Source organism: Providencia sp. Marseille-Q8014 (genome assembly GCF_965112055.1).
On record NZ_CBCOPT010000001.1, the window covers coordinates 2,712,724 to 2,726,791 of the forward strand.

The 14,068-nt window shown below is 41.5% G+C and carries 14 protein-coding genes; 10 read left to right on the forward strand and 4 right to left on the reverse strand.

The window, feature by feature from the left end; genetic code table 11:
- Positions 1–112: 112 nt before the first annotated feature.
- Together ACWPW6_RS11990 and ACWPW6_RS11995 are read left to right on the forward strand one after the other, a co-directional pair.
- Entirely contained in the window at positions 113–1,066 is a 954-nt protein-coding gene (locus tag ACWPW6_RS11990; protein ID WP_249998992.1) for a 2-dehydro-3-deoxygluconokinase, read from the forward strand.
- A gap of 2 nt (positions 1,067–1,068) precedes the next feature.
- Positions 1,069–1,686 carry a bifunctional 4-hydroxy-2-oxoglutarate aldolase/2-dehydro-3-deoxy-phosphogluconate aldolase gene (locus ACWPW6_RS11995; RefSeq protein ID WP_154624566.1) on the forward strand — a complete coding sequence of 206 codons (618 nt, stop codon included), beginning with the start codon at positions 1,069–1,071 and terminating at the stop codon, positions 1,684–1,686.
- 172 nt (positions 1,687–1,858) lie between these two features.
- Here the strand turns inward: ACWPW6_RS11995 and ACWPW6_RS12000 are convergent, their stop codons facing one another.
- Positions 1,859–2,584: an RNA polymerase sigma factor FliA gene (locus ACWPW6_RS12000; protein WP_163862319.1), complete on the reverse strand. Its 726-nt coding sequence runs from the start codon at positions 2,582–2,584 to the stop codon at positions 1,859–1,861.
- Positions 2,585–2,799: 215 nt separating this feature from the next.
- Positions 2,800–3,972 (reverse strand): FliC/FljB family flagellin, encoded by a 1,173-nt coding sequence (locus tag ACWPW6_RS12005; RefSeq protein ID WP_249998994.1) that lies wholly within the window; start codon positions 3,970–3,972, stop codon positions 2,800–2,802.
- 349 nt (positions 3,973–4,321) lie between these two features.
- On the opposite strand from ACWPW6_RS12005, the gene fliD reads away from it, so the two are divergent.
- From fliD to fliT, 3 genes are read left to right on the forward strand one after another with little or no spacing between them, the layout of a single operon-like run.
- A complete protein-coding gene (gene fliD, locus ACWPW6_RS12010) occupies positions 4,322–5,749 on the forward strand; it encodes a flagellar filament capping protein FliD (RefSeq protein WP_249998996.1) in 1,428 nt (475 codons plus the stop codon).
- Between the two features lie 5 nt (positions 5,750–5,754).
- A complete protein-coding gene (gene fliS / locus ACWPW6_RS12015) occupies positions 5,755–6,153 on the forward strand; it encodes a flagellar export chaperone FliS (RefSeq protein WP_154624563.1) in 399 nt (132 codons plus the stop codon).
- The gene (fliT, locus tag ACWPW6_RS12020) at positions 6,143–6,532 is read left to right on the forward strand and encodes a flagellar protein FliT (protein ID WP_154624562.1); all 390 of its coding nucleotides are present in this window, start codon (positions 6,143–6,145) and stop codon (positions 6,530–6,532) included. The genes fliS and fliT overlap by 11 nt, the downstream gene beginning before the upstream one ends.
- 41 nt (positions 6,533–6,573) lie before the next feature.
- Here the strand turns inward: fliT and def are convergent, their stop codons facing one another.
- Positions 6,574–7,077: a peptide deformylase gene (gene def, locus ACWPW6_RS12025; RefSeq protein WP_154624561.1), complete on the reverse strand. Its 504-nt coding sequence runs from the start codon at positions 7,075–7,077 to the stop codon at positions 6,574–6,576.
- 814 nt (positions 7,078–7,891) lie between these two features.
- Between def and ACWPW6_RS12030 the strand changes: the two genes are divergently transcribed.
- Positions 7,892–8,614, forward strand: a complete 723-nt coding sequence (locus ACWPW6_RS12030; protein ID WP_244316433.1) for a YadA-like family protein — start codon at positions 7,892–7,894, stop codon at positions 8,612–8,614.
- 139 nt (positions 8,615–8,753) lie between these two features.
- Here ACWPW6_RS12030 and fliE read toward each other — a convergent pair whose 3' ends face one another.
- The gene (fliE, locus tag ACWPW6_RS12035; protein ID WP_163863616.1) at positions 8,754–9,065 is read right to left on the reverse strand and encodes a flagellar hook-basal body complex protein FliE; all 312 of its coding nucleotides are present in this window, start codon (positions 9,063–9,065) and stop codon (positions 8,754–8,756) included.
- Between the two features lie 238 nt (positions 9,066–9,303).
- On the opposite strand from fliE, the gene fliF reads away from it, so the two are divergent.
- Genes fliF through fliI form a run of 4 tightly spaced genes read left to right on the forward strand, consistent with a single transcriptional unit; the run spans position 9,304 to position 14,063 of the window.
- The gene (gene fliF / locus ACWPW6_RS12040; RefSeq protein ID WP_163862325.1) at positions 9,304–10,986 is read left to right on the forward strand and encodes a flagellar basal-body MS-ring/collar protein FliF; all 1,683 of its coding nucleotides are present in this window, start codon (positions 9,304–9,306) and stop codon (positions 10,984–10,986) included.
- Positions 10,983–11,975, forward strand: coding sequence for a flagellar motor switch protein FliG (gene fliG, locus ACWPW6_RS12045; protein ID WP_154623795.1), 993 nt, complete (start codon positions 10,983–10,985; stop codon positions 11,973–11,975). Before fliF ends, fliG begins: the two co-directional genes overlap by 4 nt.
- Positions 11,968–12,699, forward strand: a complete 732-nt coding sequence (fliH, locus tag ACWPW6_RS12050) for a flagellar assembly protein FliH (RefSeq protein ID WP_249999000.1) — start codon at positions 11,968–11,970, stop codon at positions 12,697–12,699. Before fliG ends, fliH begins: the two co-directional genes overlap by 8 nt.
- Complete coding sequence (fliI, locus tag ACWPW6_RS12055; protein WP_163862329.1) at positions 12,696–14,063, forward strand: flagellar protein export ATPase FliI; 1,368 nt, start codon at positions 12,696–12,698, stop codon at positions 14,061–14,063. Before fliH ends, fliI begins: the two co-directional genes overlap by 4 nt.
- The last annotated feature ends 5 nt before the right edge of the window (positions 14,064–14,068 follow it).

The window sequence follows — 14,068 nt, forward strand, 5'->3', positions numbered from 1 at the left end:
AAACGGCGTTTCATTTTTATTTGAACTTGTCTAAAAAATAGGTTTTAATGCTATTAGCTAATGAAGTTTTACTCAATTGAGTGATAAAAAATAAAAACGATAGGTGGTAAAAATGGCTACAGCTTTGCAAGTTGCCGTGATTGGCGAATGTATGGTTGAGTTACAAAAATCAGGGGAATTATTTAAGCAAACTTTTGGTGGGGACACGCTAAATAGCGCTCTCTATCTTGCACGTTTAACCCATAAACAAGGTGTTATCACTCGCTATTTAACGGGACTGGGTCAAGATCCTTTTAGCCAACAAATGTTAGAAAGTTGGCAAGCTGAAGGGATCAATACAGACCATGTGCTGATCGCCGAAAAACACCTCCCCGGTATGTATTTAATTGAAACTTCAGAAGAGGGTGAGCGCCGTTTTTTTTATTGGCGTGATAACTCAGCAGCGAAATTTTGGTTAAATGCGCAAACCGCCGAGCGCACCCAACAATTACTGAATCAACAACAATATCTCTATTTAAGTGGCATCAGCTTAGCTATTTTACCTGAAGCCGCTCGCCAATTGCTGTTTACACTGTTAGCAACAGCTCGCCAGTCAGGCGCTAAGGTCATTTTTGACAATAATTATCGTCCGGCATTATGGCCTTCTGTCAAGGCGGCACAGCAAGCCTACCAACAGATGTTATCGCTGACTGATATCGCATTTTTAACTTTTGATGATGAGCAACTGCTGTATGGTGATCAGCAAGAAAGCCAATCAATTGCACGTGCACAGCAGCATGGCGTTGAAGAGATCATTATTAAACGCGGAGCAAAACCCTGCTATATCATTATTCACGACCAACAATTCGAAGTCGCCGCGAATAAAGTGGCGCAAGTCATTGATACCACCGCTGCTGGTGATTCTTTCAGCGCTGGTTATCTTGCCTGTCGAATTCTGGGTGGCTCACCTGAAGAAGCGGCTCGCACAGGCCATTTACTTGCAGGAACCGTGATCCAACACCGAGGTGCCATTATTCCGCGTGAAGCGATGCCCATCATAGAGCTAAACAATATCAAAGGGATCTAAACATGAATCAACTCATCGAGAAATTAAAAAAAATTAATGTCGTGCCTGTTATTACTATCAATAATGCAGAACATGGTGCTCCCCTCGCTAAAGCGTTAATGGAAAATGGGCTGCCGTGTGCAGAAGTGACTTTTCGAACTCCTGCTGCCGTACAAGCCATCAAAAATATGCGAGCGGCATACCCTGAAATTCTGATTGGGGCGGGCACAGTACTGACAACTCAACAGGTTGATCAAGCCATTGATGCAGGCGTGGACTTTATCGTAAGCCCAGGTTTTAACCCTAAAATCGTCGCTTATTGCCAGCAAAAAAATGTCATTATTATCCCTGGGCTCAATAATCCAAGCTTAGTTGAACAGGCGTTAGAATTTAATTTAACCACAGTGAAGTTTTTCCCAGCAGAAGCTTCTGGTGGCGTAGCGATGTTAAAAGCGTTAAGTGCCGTCTACCCTGTGAATTTTATGCCTACGGGGGGAATTGGTCCAAAAAATATCCACGAATATAAGGCGCTACCTTCTGTCCTTATTTGTGGTGGTTCATGGATGGTACCTAATGACCTGATTGATAATGAAAATTGGCATGAGTTAGGGAAGCTGATCGCTGAGGCTGCCAGCCTTTAATGCTCAAGTAAGTGCTCCTGACGCCATGATGTAGGGAGCGCTTATTCAACAAAGAAATGTCATTCTCCACAGCAAAATAGTTAACTAAGCGGACTTTTTAGTCCTATCACCCCATCATCAGTATGCTAACGCGGCTTCTGTGACTATCGCGAATGCGGCGAACGCCGCAATATTACTCGGAAATAGACTTTAAACGACCACGTAAGCGCTTGATAGCTTGGCTATGCAGCTGACTAACACGTGACTCCCCAACCTCTAACACCGCTCCAATTTCCTTTAAATTCAATTCTTCTTGATAATATAGCGTCAGCACAAGCTTTTCTCGCTCAGGGAGTTGCTCGATGGCATCAATCACCTGTGAACGCAAATTCGACTCCATCAAAAAATTCAATGGGTTGCCACCATCACTTTCATCAATGACGGGTTCACAGCTCTCGCCATGAATTTCATGCCACTCATCATAGGAATAGAGTTGGCTGTTATTCGTATCCAGTAAGGCTTGTCGATATTCAGTAATATCTATTTTTAGTGATTGCGCTATTTCACTTTCAGTGGCTGTACGACCCAATGTTTGTTCAAGCTCACCAATCGCTTTTGCCATTTCTCGTGCTTGGCGGCGTACACTACGAGGCGCCCAGTCGCGACTGCGTAATTCATCCAACATGGAACCACGAATACGCTGTACCGCATAGGTGGCGAATGACGCCCCCTGAGAAGCATCGAAACGTTCCAATGCATGTAATAACCCAATACCTCCCGCTTGTATGAGGTCATCAACATCTACACTGGCTGGCAGTCTCACTTGTAACTTTAGGGCCTCATGTCGTATTAAGGGATAATAACGCTCCCATAGGCTATTTTTATTAATTACACCTTCGGCAGTATACAAATCACTCACAACCGGAATCACCCTTTAAGACTGATATAAAGGTATTCATTATGCTAGTGACTTAATAATTCAATCCGTTGAGTAATGAGGTAAATTAGCGCTATTTTCCCTAACACAAATGTTTACTGGCAAAATGGTATCGCACCGAAATGAAATTCATGCCGTCATCATAATACAAAAAAGGCCAGAATATTCTGGCCTTATAAACGAGAGAGTGAAACGAATTAACGTAACAGGCTCAAAACACCTTGTGGAACTTGGTTTGCTTGTGCCAGTACTGCGGTACCCGCTTGTTGCAGGATTTGACCACGGCTCATGTTAGACACTTCAGTTGCAAAGTCAGCATCTTCGATACGGCTACGTGCCGCACTCAAGTTGTTGACTGAGTTGTTTAGGTTATTGATGGTAGATTGGAAACGGTTTTGGATCGCACCTAATGAAGAACGCATTGCATCAACTGAATTGATTGCATCATCCAGATCTTTCAATTGTTGAGCTGCTTTTTCAGCCGCTTTACCAGCTTCTGATGTAGAATCTACAAATTTAGCAACCTCTTTCGCATCAACAACTTCACTACCTTTGAATGAAATAGTTTTTGCTTCAGTAGCAGATGAGCCAGCCTTCACCGTCATATCTGCTTTAAATACAACCGTTACATCATTATCATCAGCATCCTTAACTGTAGCCTCTACATAATACTGACCATTTTGATCTACTTTAGCGCTAGTAACATCAACTGTTTGATCCTTACCTGCATAATTAACTGTAATCTTACCTAACTCTGTGGCCTCTGTACCAATACCGTTATCGGCCTTAGAAATCGCTTGTGCGTCCATATTGGTCACAATAGTATCAGCAGATTCAGCTCCAACTTTAAACCCTTTAACTTTTAATGTTTCACTATCCACTTTTTTCAGATCAAAGCTGATTTTCTCTTTATCATTAGTACCAACTTGAATAGTCATGGTTGGTTTATCACCGCTCAGAACTTTAACACCATTGAACTGAGTTTGCTCAGAAATACGATCTATTTCTTTTAGACGCTGATCGACTTCTTCTTGAATTGATTTAATATCTGACTCAGAGTTAGAGCCGTTTTTGGCTTGAACGGTCAGTTCACGAATACGTTGCAAGTTAGAGTTAATTTCATTCAACGCACCTTCTGTGGTTTGCGCCATTGAAATACCATCGTTAGCATTACGAGACGCTTGAGTCAGCCCTTTAATATTAGATGTAAAGCGGTTAGCAATCGCTTGACCCGCAGCATCATCTTTTGCGCTATTGATACGTGAACCTGAAGATAGACGCTCAATCGCTGTCCCCAAAACGCCTTGTGAGCGGTTTAAGTTGTTCTGAGTGGTCAGAGATAAAACGTTGGTATTGATAACCTGTGCCATAATATATGTCCTTGTTATTCCGTAATAATAGAGTTAGCCAATCTGTTAGGCTTTACAGTTTGTTGCCAGCAATACCATTATCGGCGGCATAAAAAAGGGCTTTAGGGCTTTCAACAAAAAATTTTTATCTGAAAGCCAAAAAACCAGCAACCACAGCACCTCGAGCGATAAATTATTTTGTCAAAATACATTTATAAACCGCAAATTTTAACTTATTGATTATCAATAGAGACAAATACCCTGTTTTGTAGGGTCAACTCCTGCCATCATTATTTATCGATTTAGTCTAAGATTTCCGTTCTTCTCGCCGATAACCCTGTAAATGAGAATAATTTTTTAGGAGAGAATAATGGCTGGTATAGCGACACTCGGTATTGGAGCTAACTTAGATTTAAATAATCAGATGGATCAAATAGAAGCAGTTGAAAGACGCCGCTTGGAACCATTAACCACTCAAAAAGCCAGCTATGATGCGCAAATCAGTGCCTTTGGTAAAATGCAATCGTCACTCGAAAAATTAAAAAAAGCGGCTGAAGATCTTAAAAAATATGGTGATATCAGTACCACCAAAGTCAATGGCGAATATAAGAGTTTTGATGTAAAAACAGACGGCAAAGCGGTAGCGGGTGTACATGATGTATTAGTCACCCAGTTAGCCAAAGCGCAAACTATCGCCACTAAAGGCCATGATGATAATAAAAAATTATTAGGGAATGGCAGTGCGGAACGCACCATCACCATTACTCAACCTGCAGAAAAGAAACCGATTGTCATTAAATTAGACAATGAACATACCTCATTAATTGAAATAGCAGATGCGATTAATAAGACCGATAAAACGGTTACCGCAGCAGTGATTAAAGATAAAACGAATAATTATCACCTTGTTGTTACCTCCAAAAAAGAAGGTACAGACCACCGTATTAGTATTAATGTTGAAGGTGATGACGAGCTCGCAAAAATACTGAATGTTAAGTCAGAACTAGACAGTGATGGCAATGTCGTCTTAAAAGATGAAAAAAACATCGGCATGGAGCAAAAAGTTCCCCCCCAAAATGCCTTGTTAAATATTGATGGTTTTGAACTTGAATCACAAAGCAATGAAGCAAAAGATCTCTTTCCTGGTTTAACTCTGACACTAAAAAAAGAGAGTGAAGATAAAAAACCCGATCATCTGATCGTTTCTGAAGATATTGAACCTGCTAAAGCAAAAATTAAAGCCTGGGTAGATGCCTATAATGAATTCCAAACGCTTGCAACTGAGTTAACTAAATACACCCCAACAGACAAAGGTACCGCCCCAGATAAAACCAATGGTCCACTGATTGGCGATTCCACATTAAGAGGCATTCAGAGTCAGTTGCGTACCCACGTCCGTGCGGCACAAAAAAGTGGTGAGATTGATACTCTTAATAAAATGGGGATCAAACAAAAACTCGATGGCACGCTAGAAATTGATAATAAGAAATTTGAAGAAGCACTCAAAGAAAACTCTGCTAGTGTCAAAGCCTTTTTTATGGGCGATGGTAAAGAGACAGGTTTCGGTACAGAAAATTTTGAGTATTTGAAAAAAACCCTAGATACAAAAGATGGCACACTGCATAACGCAACTGATGGCGTGCAAAAGAAAAAGAAAAGCCTTGATAAACGCATTGAACAAACAAATAAACAAATTGAAAACACTATGGATTTATACCGCCGTCAATTCCAGAATTTAGATAAAATGATGAGCTCACTCAATAGCACCAGTAACTCATTAGGCAGACTGTTAGGTTAATAATTATGTATCAACAAAAAGCAAAACAAGCCTACCAACAAGTCGATTTGGAAAGTGAAATTACCAACGCGACACCGTATCAATTGATCACTATTCTATATAAAGGGGCGTTAAGCGCCCTAAAACGTGCTGAAATTTTTATGCAACAGAATAATATCGCGGCAAAAGGCCAAGAAATTACAAAAGCCATCGATATTATTGATACGGGTTTGAAACAAGCGCTTAATCATGACGCGGGTGGCGAAATCGCGGAAAACCTTGATCGTCTATATGATTACATGATTATGCGCTTATTAAATGCTAACCTTGAAAATAATGTGGCTTATATCCAAGAAGTTTACCAATTACTCTCCGATATCGCGTCAGCTTGGCAACAGATCGGGGCAAATGTGGATGAAAGATAAACAGGTGAATAATAAAGAACCTATTGATTTATATGAAATCTATCGTGATGTTTTAGTATTAAGCGAAAATTTAGTCGCGCTAGCACAAGCAAAACAGTGGGAACAACTCGTTGCCCAAGAAACAGAGTATGTGTATGCCGTCGAAAATTTAACGCAATTAACACATGAATTCGAAGCACAGAACCCCATCACAGATGAACTGGTGGGGTTATTGCATCAAATTATCGAAAATGAAAAGATCACTAAAACCTATTTGCAACAACACTTAGATTTTTTAAGTAAAGAAATGAAGCAGTTGGATCAAACACGGGTCATCAATAACAGTTATGGCCAATTTAATGAGCCAGATACACCAATGACAATTAAACCCATTGAATAGCCATGTGTGTCAGGCGCCCCTACCTGACACTTATGGATAACTTATTGCCTTAAGCGCTGCTGTTTCTTTAATTTTTTCAACAGCATATTCCGCTTTAGTGGCGATAAATGATCAAGAAACACTTTTCCATGTAAATGGTCGATTTCATGTTGCATCACAATTGCCAAAAACTCGTCAGAATCAAGAGTAAATTCTTTTCCATCTCTATCTAACGCTTTGACTTTCACACGTTTAAACCGCGCAACATCTGCATAAATTTCAGGTACAGATAAGCATCCTTCTTGGTAGCTCGTCTCACCTTCACTTTCAATAATTTCAGGGTTAACAAATACCATCGGTTGATCGCGATTTTCAGAAATATCAATTACCATTACCGATTGTGTTGCTGCAATTTGCGTTGCTGCTAAACCAATACCATTCTCGGTGCTATACATGGTATCTAATAAATCATCAATTAATGTTTGTACCGCCGCAATGTCAGTCACTGGACTGCATTTGATTCGCAAGCGCTCATCAGGTATCTCAATAATCGTTTTTACTGCCATATCTCAAAAATCCTATCTGTCGTGCTCTTTATTCAAACTATTATCATTATCGTATTTTTAAATTTACGATAAGATGCAAAAAATGGCATTATGACTCAATGAAAAAATCACATAACAATCAATTAGGTTACCGCTACGTCGCCTAAAGTAAAAGAATACATAATGGAATTTCACAGAAAAATAACATGTAATCTGGGAAAAAACACCAAAAATAGACCTAAAACAGCAAAACAATTCAAATTAATGATAAATAACCCAATTTATAATAAGGATTAATCATCTCATTCGCTATGCTGCAATAATAGCCTTACTTATCGAGGGGATTTATCATAATAATATACATCTAAAATCATTTTTAGCCCACAATCAATCTGCTCTATTTTTAGCCTAGATTATTTCCCTCATCAATAGAATGAAATTGGCGGAGTAAGCGATAAAAACATTATCTATGTATAAATTAATAGGGTCGCCAGTAAGACATTACCTGCTTATCGCTTTTTGTTATTTTTTGTGTCATTTGATTGAGCTTCAGGAACCTATCAATTCCTATATCAACAGGATTATATTTAAAACCATTTATCATAAAGTTAACACTGAATATGCTGCTTCACTCCGGTTATTTCATTCACCAAAATTATCAAAGAAATAAATAGCCTTCAATTTAATTCAAATAAAATCACTTTTCACGAGCTAATTAAAAACAAATTCAGAATATTAATAAAAATCAATTAACTTTATTATAAAAAACAGAACGCACTATATTAATTGAGTTAATTAAAGTAGATGGATTTATTTCATTAATAAAGGAATCAAGATGAAAAAACACTTTCCCCTAAAGGCGATGACTTTCCTATCAATCGTTTCTCTTTCAAGTGCCACGCTCGCCGCCCCTATTCATTTTTCAACATTATTAATGGATTCAGCCATGACACTCTATGAACTGCAAGAGTTCGGAAAAGAAATCAAACAACATCTCGCTGAAAAAGAGCAAAAATCAAAATTTAAAACCTTTGATGAGCTTCTTTTGGAACAATTAAAAAAAGTAGACAAAAGTTTTACACCCACCATGTCTGAAGTAGATGAAAACATAAAACAATCAATAGAAAATAATAATCATTATATTAATGCTCAGCTAAGCATGTATTCCCATAATAGCGAAAAAAAATGGTTATTACTTAAGAGGAAGCATCATAAAGCTCAGACAGATAATTTGAATCAGTTTGCTAACCTACACCAAAGCATAGATAAAACTCAGAATATCAATAACACACGTTTTACTAAGCTGGATAAAAAAATTGATAAAACAGCCAAGCAAGCTAATTCAGGCATCGCTTCTGTTGCGGCGATGTCGAATATTCCCTATACCATGAATACCCGTTTTAGTGCAGGTGTTGGCCTAGGTCATTATCATGATGGTCATGCTATCGCGGCTGGCGCACAATACCAAGTAAAAGAGAATATTAACCTTCGTAGCTCTATCTCTTGGAATAATTCAGACCGCGCCGTGGTCGGTGCTGGTATTGCCATTGGTTGGTAGTTGGCTACGCCACACTCTTTTTTGATATCTTTAAACGTTCACTTCCCATACCACAGGAAGTGAACGCTTCCATTGCATCATTAATGCCAAAATCCTAACAACGATAAAATTCATATCATCATAATTTAAAAATCATTGTTTAAACGGGGATCGCCATAATTTCTTGATATGCCGCGACCAGTTTATTTCGCACTTGGATACCCATTTGTAAACTTAAACTGGCTTTTTGCATATCCACCATAACATCATTCAGCGAAATATCACTTTTGCCCAATGTAAAATCTTCAATCTGTTTTGCCGATTGATTCCTAACAGAATTAATTTGATTTACGGCAGAAACAAGATGATCAGCAAAACCAACAGGTTCAATCACGGGCTTACTGTGATTTGCAGCTTGTGATGCGGTCATTTGTAGCTGCGATAATACGCCTTCAATAGCTTGGATTGTCATTTTCTTCCCTTCAATTTCTGTGCGAGCCATCGTCGCTGTCTTATTTGGCATGCATACCCTAGCACAGCCTTTTTAACTTGAAGCCGATAAATAACACCAAAATTATGGGCTGATTCCGTCATTAGATTTATCAGAGTCATCAATAATAGCAACGTAAAAAAGTGATGTACGAAGAGGGAATAACATTGTTTCGCCAAAAGTGTTTTCATCTGTTGATTCTGCAAGGCAGGGAATATTTATGAGTGCCGCATCTAAAGAGACCGGAGAAGCTACCAAAGGGTTTGCATCTATTGCATCACGCTTTAAGACTTCCCCAAAAATCCCATTAATGATTGCTGGCGCCGCCGCGATTGCGGTCGTTGTCGCCCTACTTCTTTGGCTACGCAGCCCTGACTACCGCGTACTTCTGAGTAACCTCAGCGCAAAAGACGGTGGTGATATCGTCAGTCAATTAACGCAAATGAACGTGCCGTATCAAATTGCCGATAATGGCAGTGCAATTTTGGTACCGGCCGATAAAGTTCATGAATTGCGCCTAAAATTAGCCCAGTCAGGTTTACCAAAGGGCGGAAATACAGGCTTTGAGCTGTTAGATAAAGAACAGTTTGGTATTAGCCAATTTAGTGAGCAAGTTAACTATCAACGTGCATTAGAAGGTGAGTTATCGCGCACGATTGAATCACTCAGTCCAGTGCAAAATGCTCGCGTTCATTTGGCTATTCCTAAACCGACCTTATTTGTCCGTGAACAAAAATTACCGACTGCATCTGTTACCGTGGGGTTACTCCCTGGTCGTATGCTCGATGAGGGCCAAATCAATGCCATTATCCACATGGTATCGAGCAGTGTAACAGGTTTAACAGCCTCAAATGTGACGATTGTTGACCAAACAGGTCGGTTGCTGACTAACAATGACAATAGCCAGCAATCGGCTAACAATGCGCAAATAAAAATGACGAAAGAGATGGAGTCTCATCTCAAACAACGTATTGAAGACATTATTTCGCCTTTAGTTGGGCGTGCTAACGTTCATGCTCAAGTTACCGCACAGATGGATTTCTCAAAAGTTGAGCAAACCTCTGAAGAATATAAGCCAAACCAAACCCCCAATAGTGCGGCGATACGTTCTCGTCAAAATAGCCATAGCATGCAGAACAATGCTAGCGGTACCGGTGGCGTACCTGGGGCGCTGTCGAATCAACCACCCAGTGCTCCGAGTGCACCAATAACGACGGATAAAAAAGAACAAACATCACAGCAAAGCAGTGCTTCTCATAATGGTTCAAGTCATTCTCAAAGTGATGAAACCACCAATTATGAAGTCGACCGTAAAATTAGCCATACTCAGCGCCAAATAGGTGTCGTTGAACGGTTGTCCGTTGCAGTGATCATCAACTATTTACCGCAAGAAGGTGAAAATGGTCCACAAATGCAGCCGTTATCACCGGAAATGATGGAACAAATTGAATCACTTACCCGTGAGGCAATGGGCTATTCGACTGATCGTGGTGACTCATTGAGTATTACAAATTCACTGTTCACCAACGATAGCGTCGTAGAAGAACAACCTTCAATGCTTGAGAACCCACAACTTCTCGCACAAGTATTGGATTACGGCAAAATTATCTTAATCGCTATTATTGCTTGGTTTATGTGGCGTTTTGGTATCAAGCCTCAATGGCTCAAATACCGTCAAACACAGCAAGCCCAAGCAGCAGAGGTGTTTGTTGCGGCTCAGCCTAAAACCCCTCTCGTCGTTGAAGAAGAAATTAATGAAGATATGGATGAACAAACACGTCGCCGTCTCACTCGCCAACGTGTCAGCGCAGAAATCCAAAGTCAGCGTATTCGTGAAATGGCAGAAAAAGATCCACAAGTCGTGGCTATGGTCATTCGCCAGTGGTTAGGAAAAGCACAATGATATTAAGTGGAACCGAAAAAAGTGCCGTGATGCTGATGACACTCGGCGAAGATCAGGCAGCTGAAGTTTTCAAGCATTTGAATCCTAAAGAAGTGCAGCAATTGAGTATGGCCGTCTCGAATATGCGCCAAATCTCTAACAATGAGTTGGCGGAGGTTTTAACAGAATTTGAGGAATCCGCCATTCAATTTGCCGCACTCAATATCAATACGAATGATTATTTACGTTCCGTGCTTGTGAAAGCACTGGGTGAAGAGCGTGCCGCTAGCTTACTTGAAGATATCTTTGATAAGCAGGAAAGCACTTCAGGTATTGAAAGCCTCAATTATATGGAACCGCAAACCGTTGCCGATATTATTCGTGACGAACATCCACAGATTATTGCTACGATTTTAGTCCATCTGAAGCGTAACCTGGCTGCGGATGTTTTAGAGCTATTCGAAGAGCGTCAACGCAACGATATTATGCTACGTATCGCAACCTTTGGTGGCGTTCAACCAGCAGCGTTAGCTGAATTGACCGAAGTGCTAAATAACCTGCTTGATGGACAAAACCTCAAACGCAGCAAAATGGGTGGCGTAAGAACTGCTGCTGAAATTATTAACTTGATGAAAAATCAGCAAGAAGAAAGCGTTATTAATGCGATGCGTGATTACGATGGCGAACTGGCACAACGCATTATTGATGAAATGTTCCTATTCGAAAATCTTATCGAAGTCGACAATCGCAGCATTCAGCGCATTCTACAAGAAGTTTCCAACGACTCGTTGGTTATCGCGCTCAAAGGCAGCAATCAAGCTCTACGAGACCATTTCCTCAACAATATGGCTGTTCGTGCTGCTGAAATTGTTCGTGACGATTTGGAGTCCCGTTCACCAGTACGCATGTCTCAAGTCGAAAACGAGCAGAAAGCGATTCTTATGATCGTTCGCCGCCTAGCAGAGAAAGGCGAAATCACCATTGGTGGTGGAGATGATGTCTATGTCTAATTCATCGATTCCTCCGCATGCATGGCAGCCTTGGCAATTACGCGAGTTGAACCAGTGGGACCTTAACTCTTCAGGGTTACCTTCCGCTGATGAACAGCCTGAACCTGATAAACCTAAAGTGCCCTGCCTTGAACCACAAGAGGTACTAGAGCAGATTAATATTCTCGATAACCTAAAAGAAGAAGCGCATCGTGCTGGCTATCAACAAGGTTATGATTTTGGGAAAAAAGAAGGTTATCAAGCAGGCTTTGAGCAAGGGCTTCGCGCGGGTGAAGAACAAGGCCGCCAACAAGCATTAGCGCAAGAGCAACCCATTATTGAAACATGGCAAAAACTACTCTCTGAGTTTAATTATTCATTAGATAGTTTCGATACCGTGATCACAACAAAGCTGTTGCAAATCGCTTTAACCGCTGCAAAACAGGTACTGGGGCAATCAACCATCTGTGACGGTACCGCTCTACTTGAAGAAATCAGCCATCTGCTACAGCAAAAACCTATTTTTACTGGGCAGCCTGAGTTACACGTTAACCCAGCGCATACCGAACTGATCGAACAGCATTTAGGCTCACTGCTGAGCTTAAACGGCTGGCGCTTAGTGGGTGACCCCAAGTTACACCTTGGGGGTTGTCGCGTTGTCGCTGAAGAGGGTGAAATCGATATGACCGTTGCAACACGCTGGCAGGAATTGTGCCGTCTTTATGCGCCGGAGACCCTATCATGACAGTACGAATGAGCCGTTGGATTGCCGCACTGGAAGGGTTTGAATCACGTATGAAAGGGATCCCAATGACACGCCATTATGGGCGTTTGACTAAAATTACCGGTTTAGTCATGGAAGCTGAAGGCATCAAAATGCCATTGGGAGCCACTTGTATTATTGAGCGTACTATCAATGGCCGCCATGACGAGGTGGTTTGTGAAGTCGTTGGATTTAATGGTTCGCGCATGTTACTGATGCCGCTTGCGGATCTCGAAGGCATTGCGCCGGGAGCGCGTGTCTATGCACAAACAACGGGAGATGATGGGCAAACTAGCCGTTTATTACCTCTCGGGGATGAGCTATTAGGGCGTATTTTAGATGCGCAAGGCACCCCTCTTGACGGCAAGGGGCCGCTTGATGTTAAGCAACGTGCTCCCTTGATCACTCCACCAATCAACCCACTAGAGCGTACACCTATCCACAGTGTTTTGGATGTGGGGGTTCGAGCGATCAATGCCCTACTCACTGTGGGTCGAGGGCAGCGTATGGGCCTGTTTGCCGGTTCTGGCGTGGGGAAAAGTGTCCTGCTTGGGATGATGGCGCGTTTCACACAAGCTGACATCATTGTCGTTGGCCTCATCGGAGAGCGTGGGCGCGAAGTTAAAGATTTTATTGAAAATATTTTAGGTGCCGAAGGTTTAAAACGAGCAGTGGTTGTTGCGGCGCCTGCTGATGTTTCACCATTACTACGCATGCAAGGTGCCTCCTATGCTACCCGTATCGCCGAGTATTTTCGTGACCTTGGTAAGAATGTTTTACTGATTATGGACTCCCTGACGCGTTATAGCATGGCACAACGGGAAATCGCTTTAGCCATTGGAGAACCGCCTGCGACCAAAGGCTATCCGCCATCTGTTTTTGCCAAATTACCCGCATTGGTTGAGCGCGCAGGTAATGGCAAAAATGGTGGCTCAATTACCGCCTTTTATACGGTGCTAACGGAAGGGGATGATCAGCAAGACCCTATCGCGGATTCTGCTCGCGCTATTCTTGACGGCCATATCGTATTATCACGCTCGCTGGCTGAATCAGGTCACTACCCCGCTATTGATATTGAGGCCTCAATCAGCCGAGCCATGACTGAATTAATTGATAAACAACATTATCGCCAAATTCAACGCTTTAAGCAGCTGACTTCCAGTTATCAACGAAATCGTGACCTCATTAATGTGGGTGCCTATGCAGCAGGCAGCGATCCGCTGCTAGATATGGCCATTCAATATTACCCTCGTATGTCTAAATTTTTGCAACAAGACATCGATGAGCGCTGCGACTATCAAAGCGCTTGTGAACAATTGGCGCATGCGGTTCCTAATGAGTCATGAGGGTT

What these genes read in the sequence shown, in the direction of transcription:
- fliH (WP_249999000.1), top strand. Translation starts at nt 11,968, where the DNA reads ATGTCTAATTCATCGATTCCTCCGCATGCATGGCAGCCTTGGCAATTA.
- ACWPW6_RS12030 (WP_244316433.1), top strand. Translation starts at nt 7,892, where the DNA reads ATGAAAAAACACTTTCCCCTAAAGGCGATGACTTTCCTATCAATCGTT.
- fliE (WP_163863616.1), bottom strand. Translation starts at nt 9,065, where the DNA reads ATGACAATCCAAGCTATTGAAGGCGTATTATCGCAGCTACAAATGACC.
- fliF (WP_163862325.1), top strand. Translation starts at nt 9,304, where the DNA reads ATGAGTGCCGCATCTAAAGAGACCGGAGAAGCTACCAAAGGGTTTGCA.
- ACWPW6_RS12005 (WP_249998994.1), bottom strand. Translation starts at nt 3,972, where the DNA reads ATGGCACAGGTTATCAATACCAACGTTTTATCTCTGACCACTCAGAAC.
- fliD (WP_249998996.1), top strand. Translation starts at nt 4,322, where the DNA reads ATGGCTGGTATAGCGACACTCGGTATTGGAGCTAACTTAGATTTAAAT.
- fliI (WP_163862329.1), top strand. Translation starts at nt 12,696, where the DNA reads ATGACAGTACGAATGAGCCGTTGGATTGCCGCACTGGAAGGGTTTGAA.
- def (WP_154624561.1), bottom strand. Translation starts at nt 7,077, where the DNA reads ATGGCAGTAAAAACGATTATTGAGATACCTGATGAGCGCTTGCGAATC.
- ACWPW6_RS11990 (WP_249998992.1), top strand. Translation starts at nt 113, where the DNA reads ATGGCTACAGCTTTGCAAGTTGCCGTGATTGGCGAATGTATGGTTGAG.
- fliG (WP_154623795.1), top strand. Translation starts at nt 10,983, where the DNA reads ATGATATTAAGTGGAACCGAAAAAAGTGCCGTGATGCTGATGACACTC.
- ACWPW6_RS11995 (WP_154624566.1), top strand. Translation starts at nt 1,069, where the DNA reads ATGAATCAACTCATCGAGAAATTAAAAAAAATTAATGTCGTGCCTGTT.
- fliT (WP_154624562.1), top strand. Translation starts at nt 6,143, where the DNA reads ATGAAAGATAAACAGGTGAATAATAAAGAACCTATTGATTTATATGAA.
- fliS (WP_154624563.1), top strand. Translation starts at nt 5,755, where the DNA reads ATGTATCAACAAAAAGCAAAACAAGCCTACCAACAAGTCGATTTGGAA.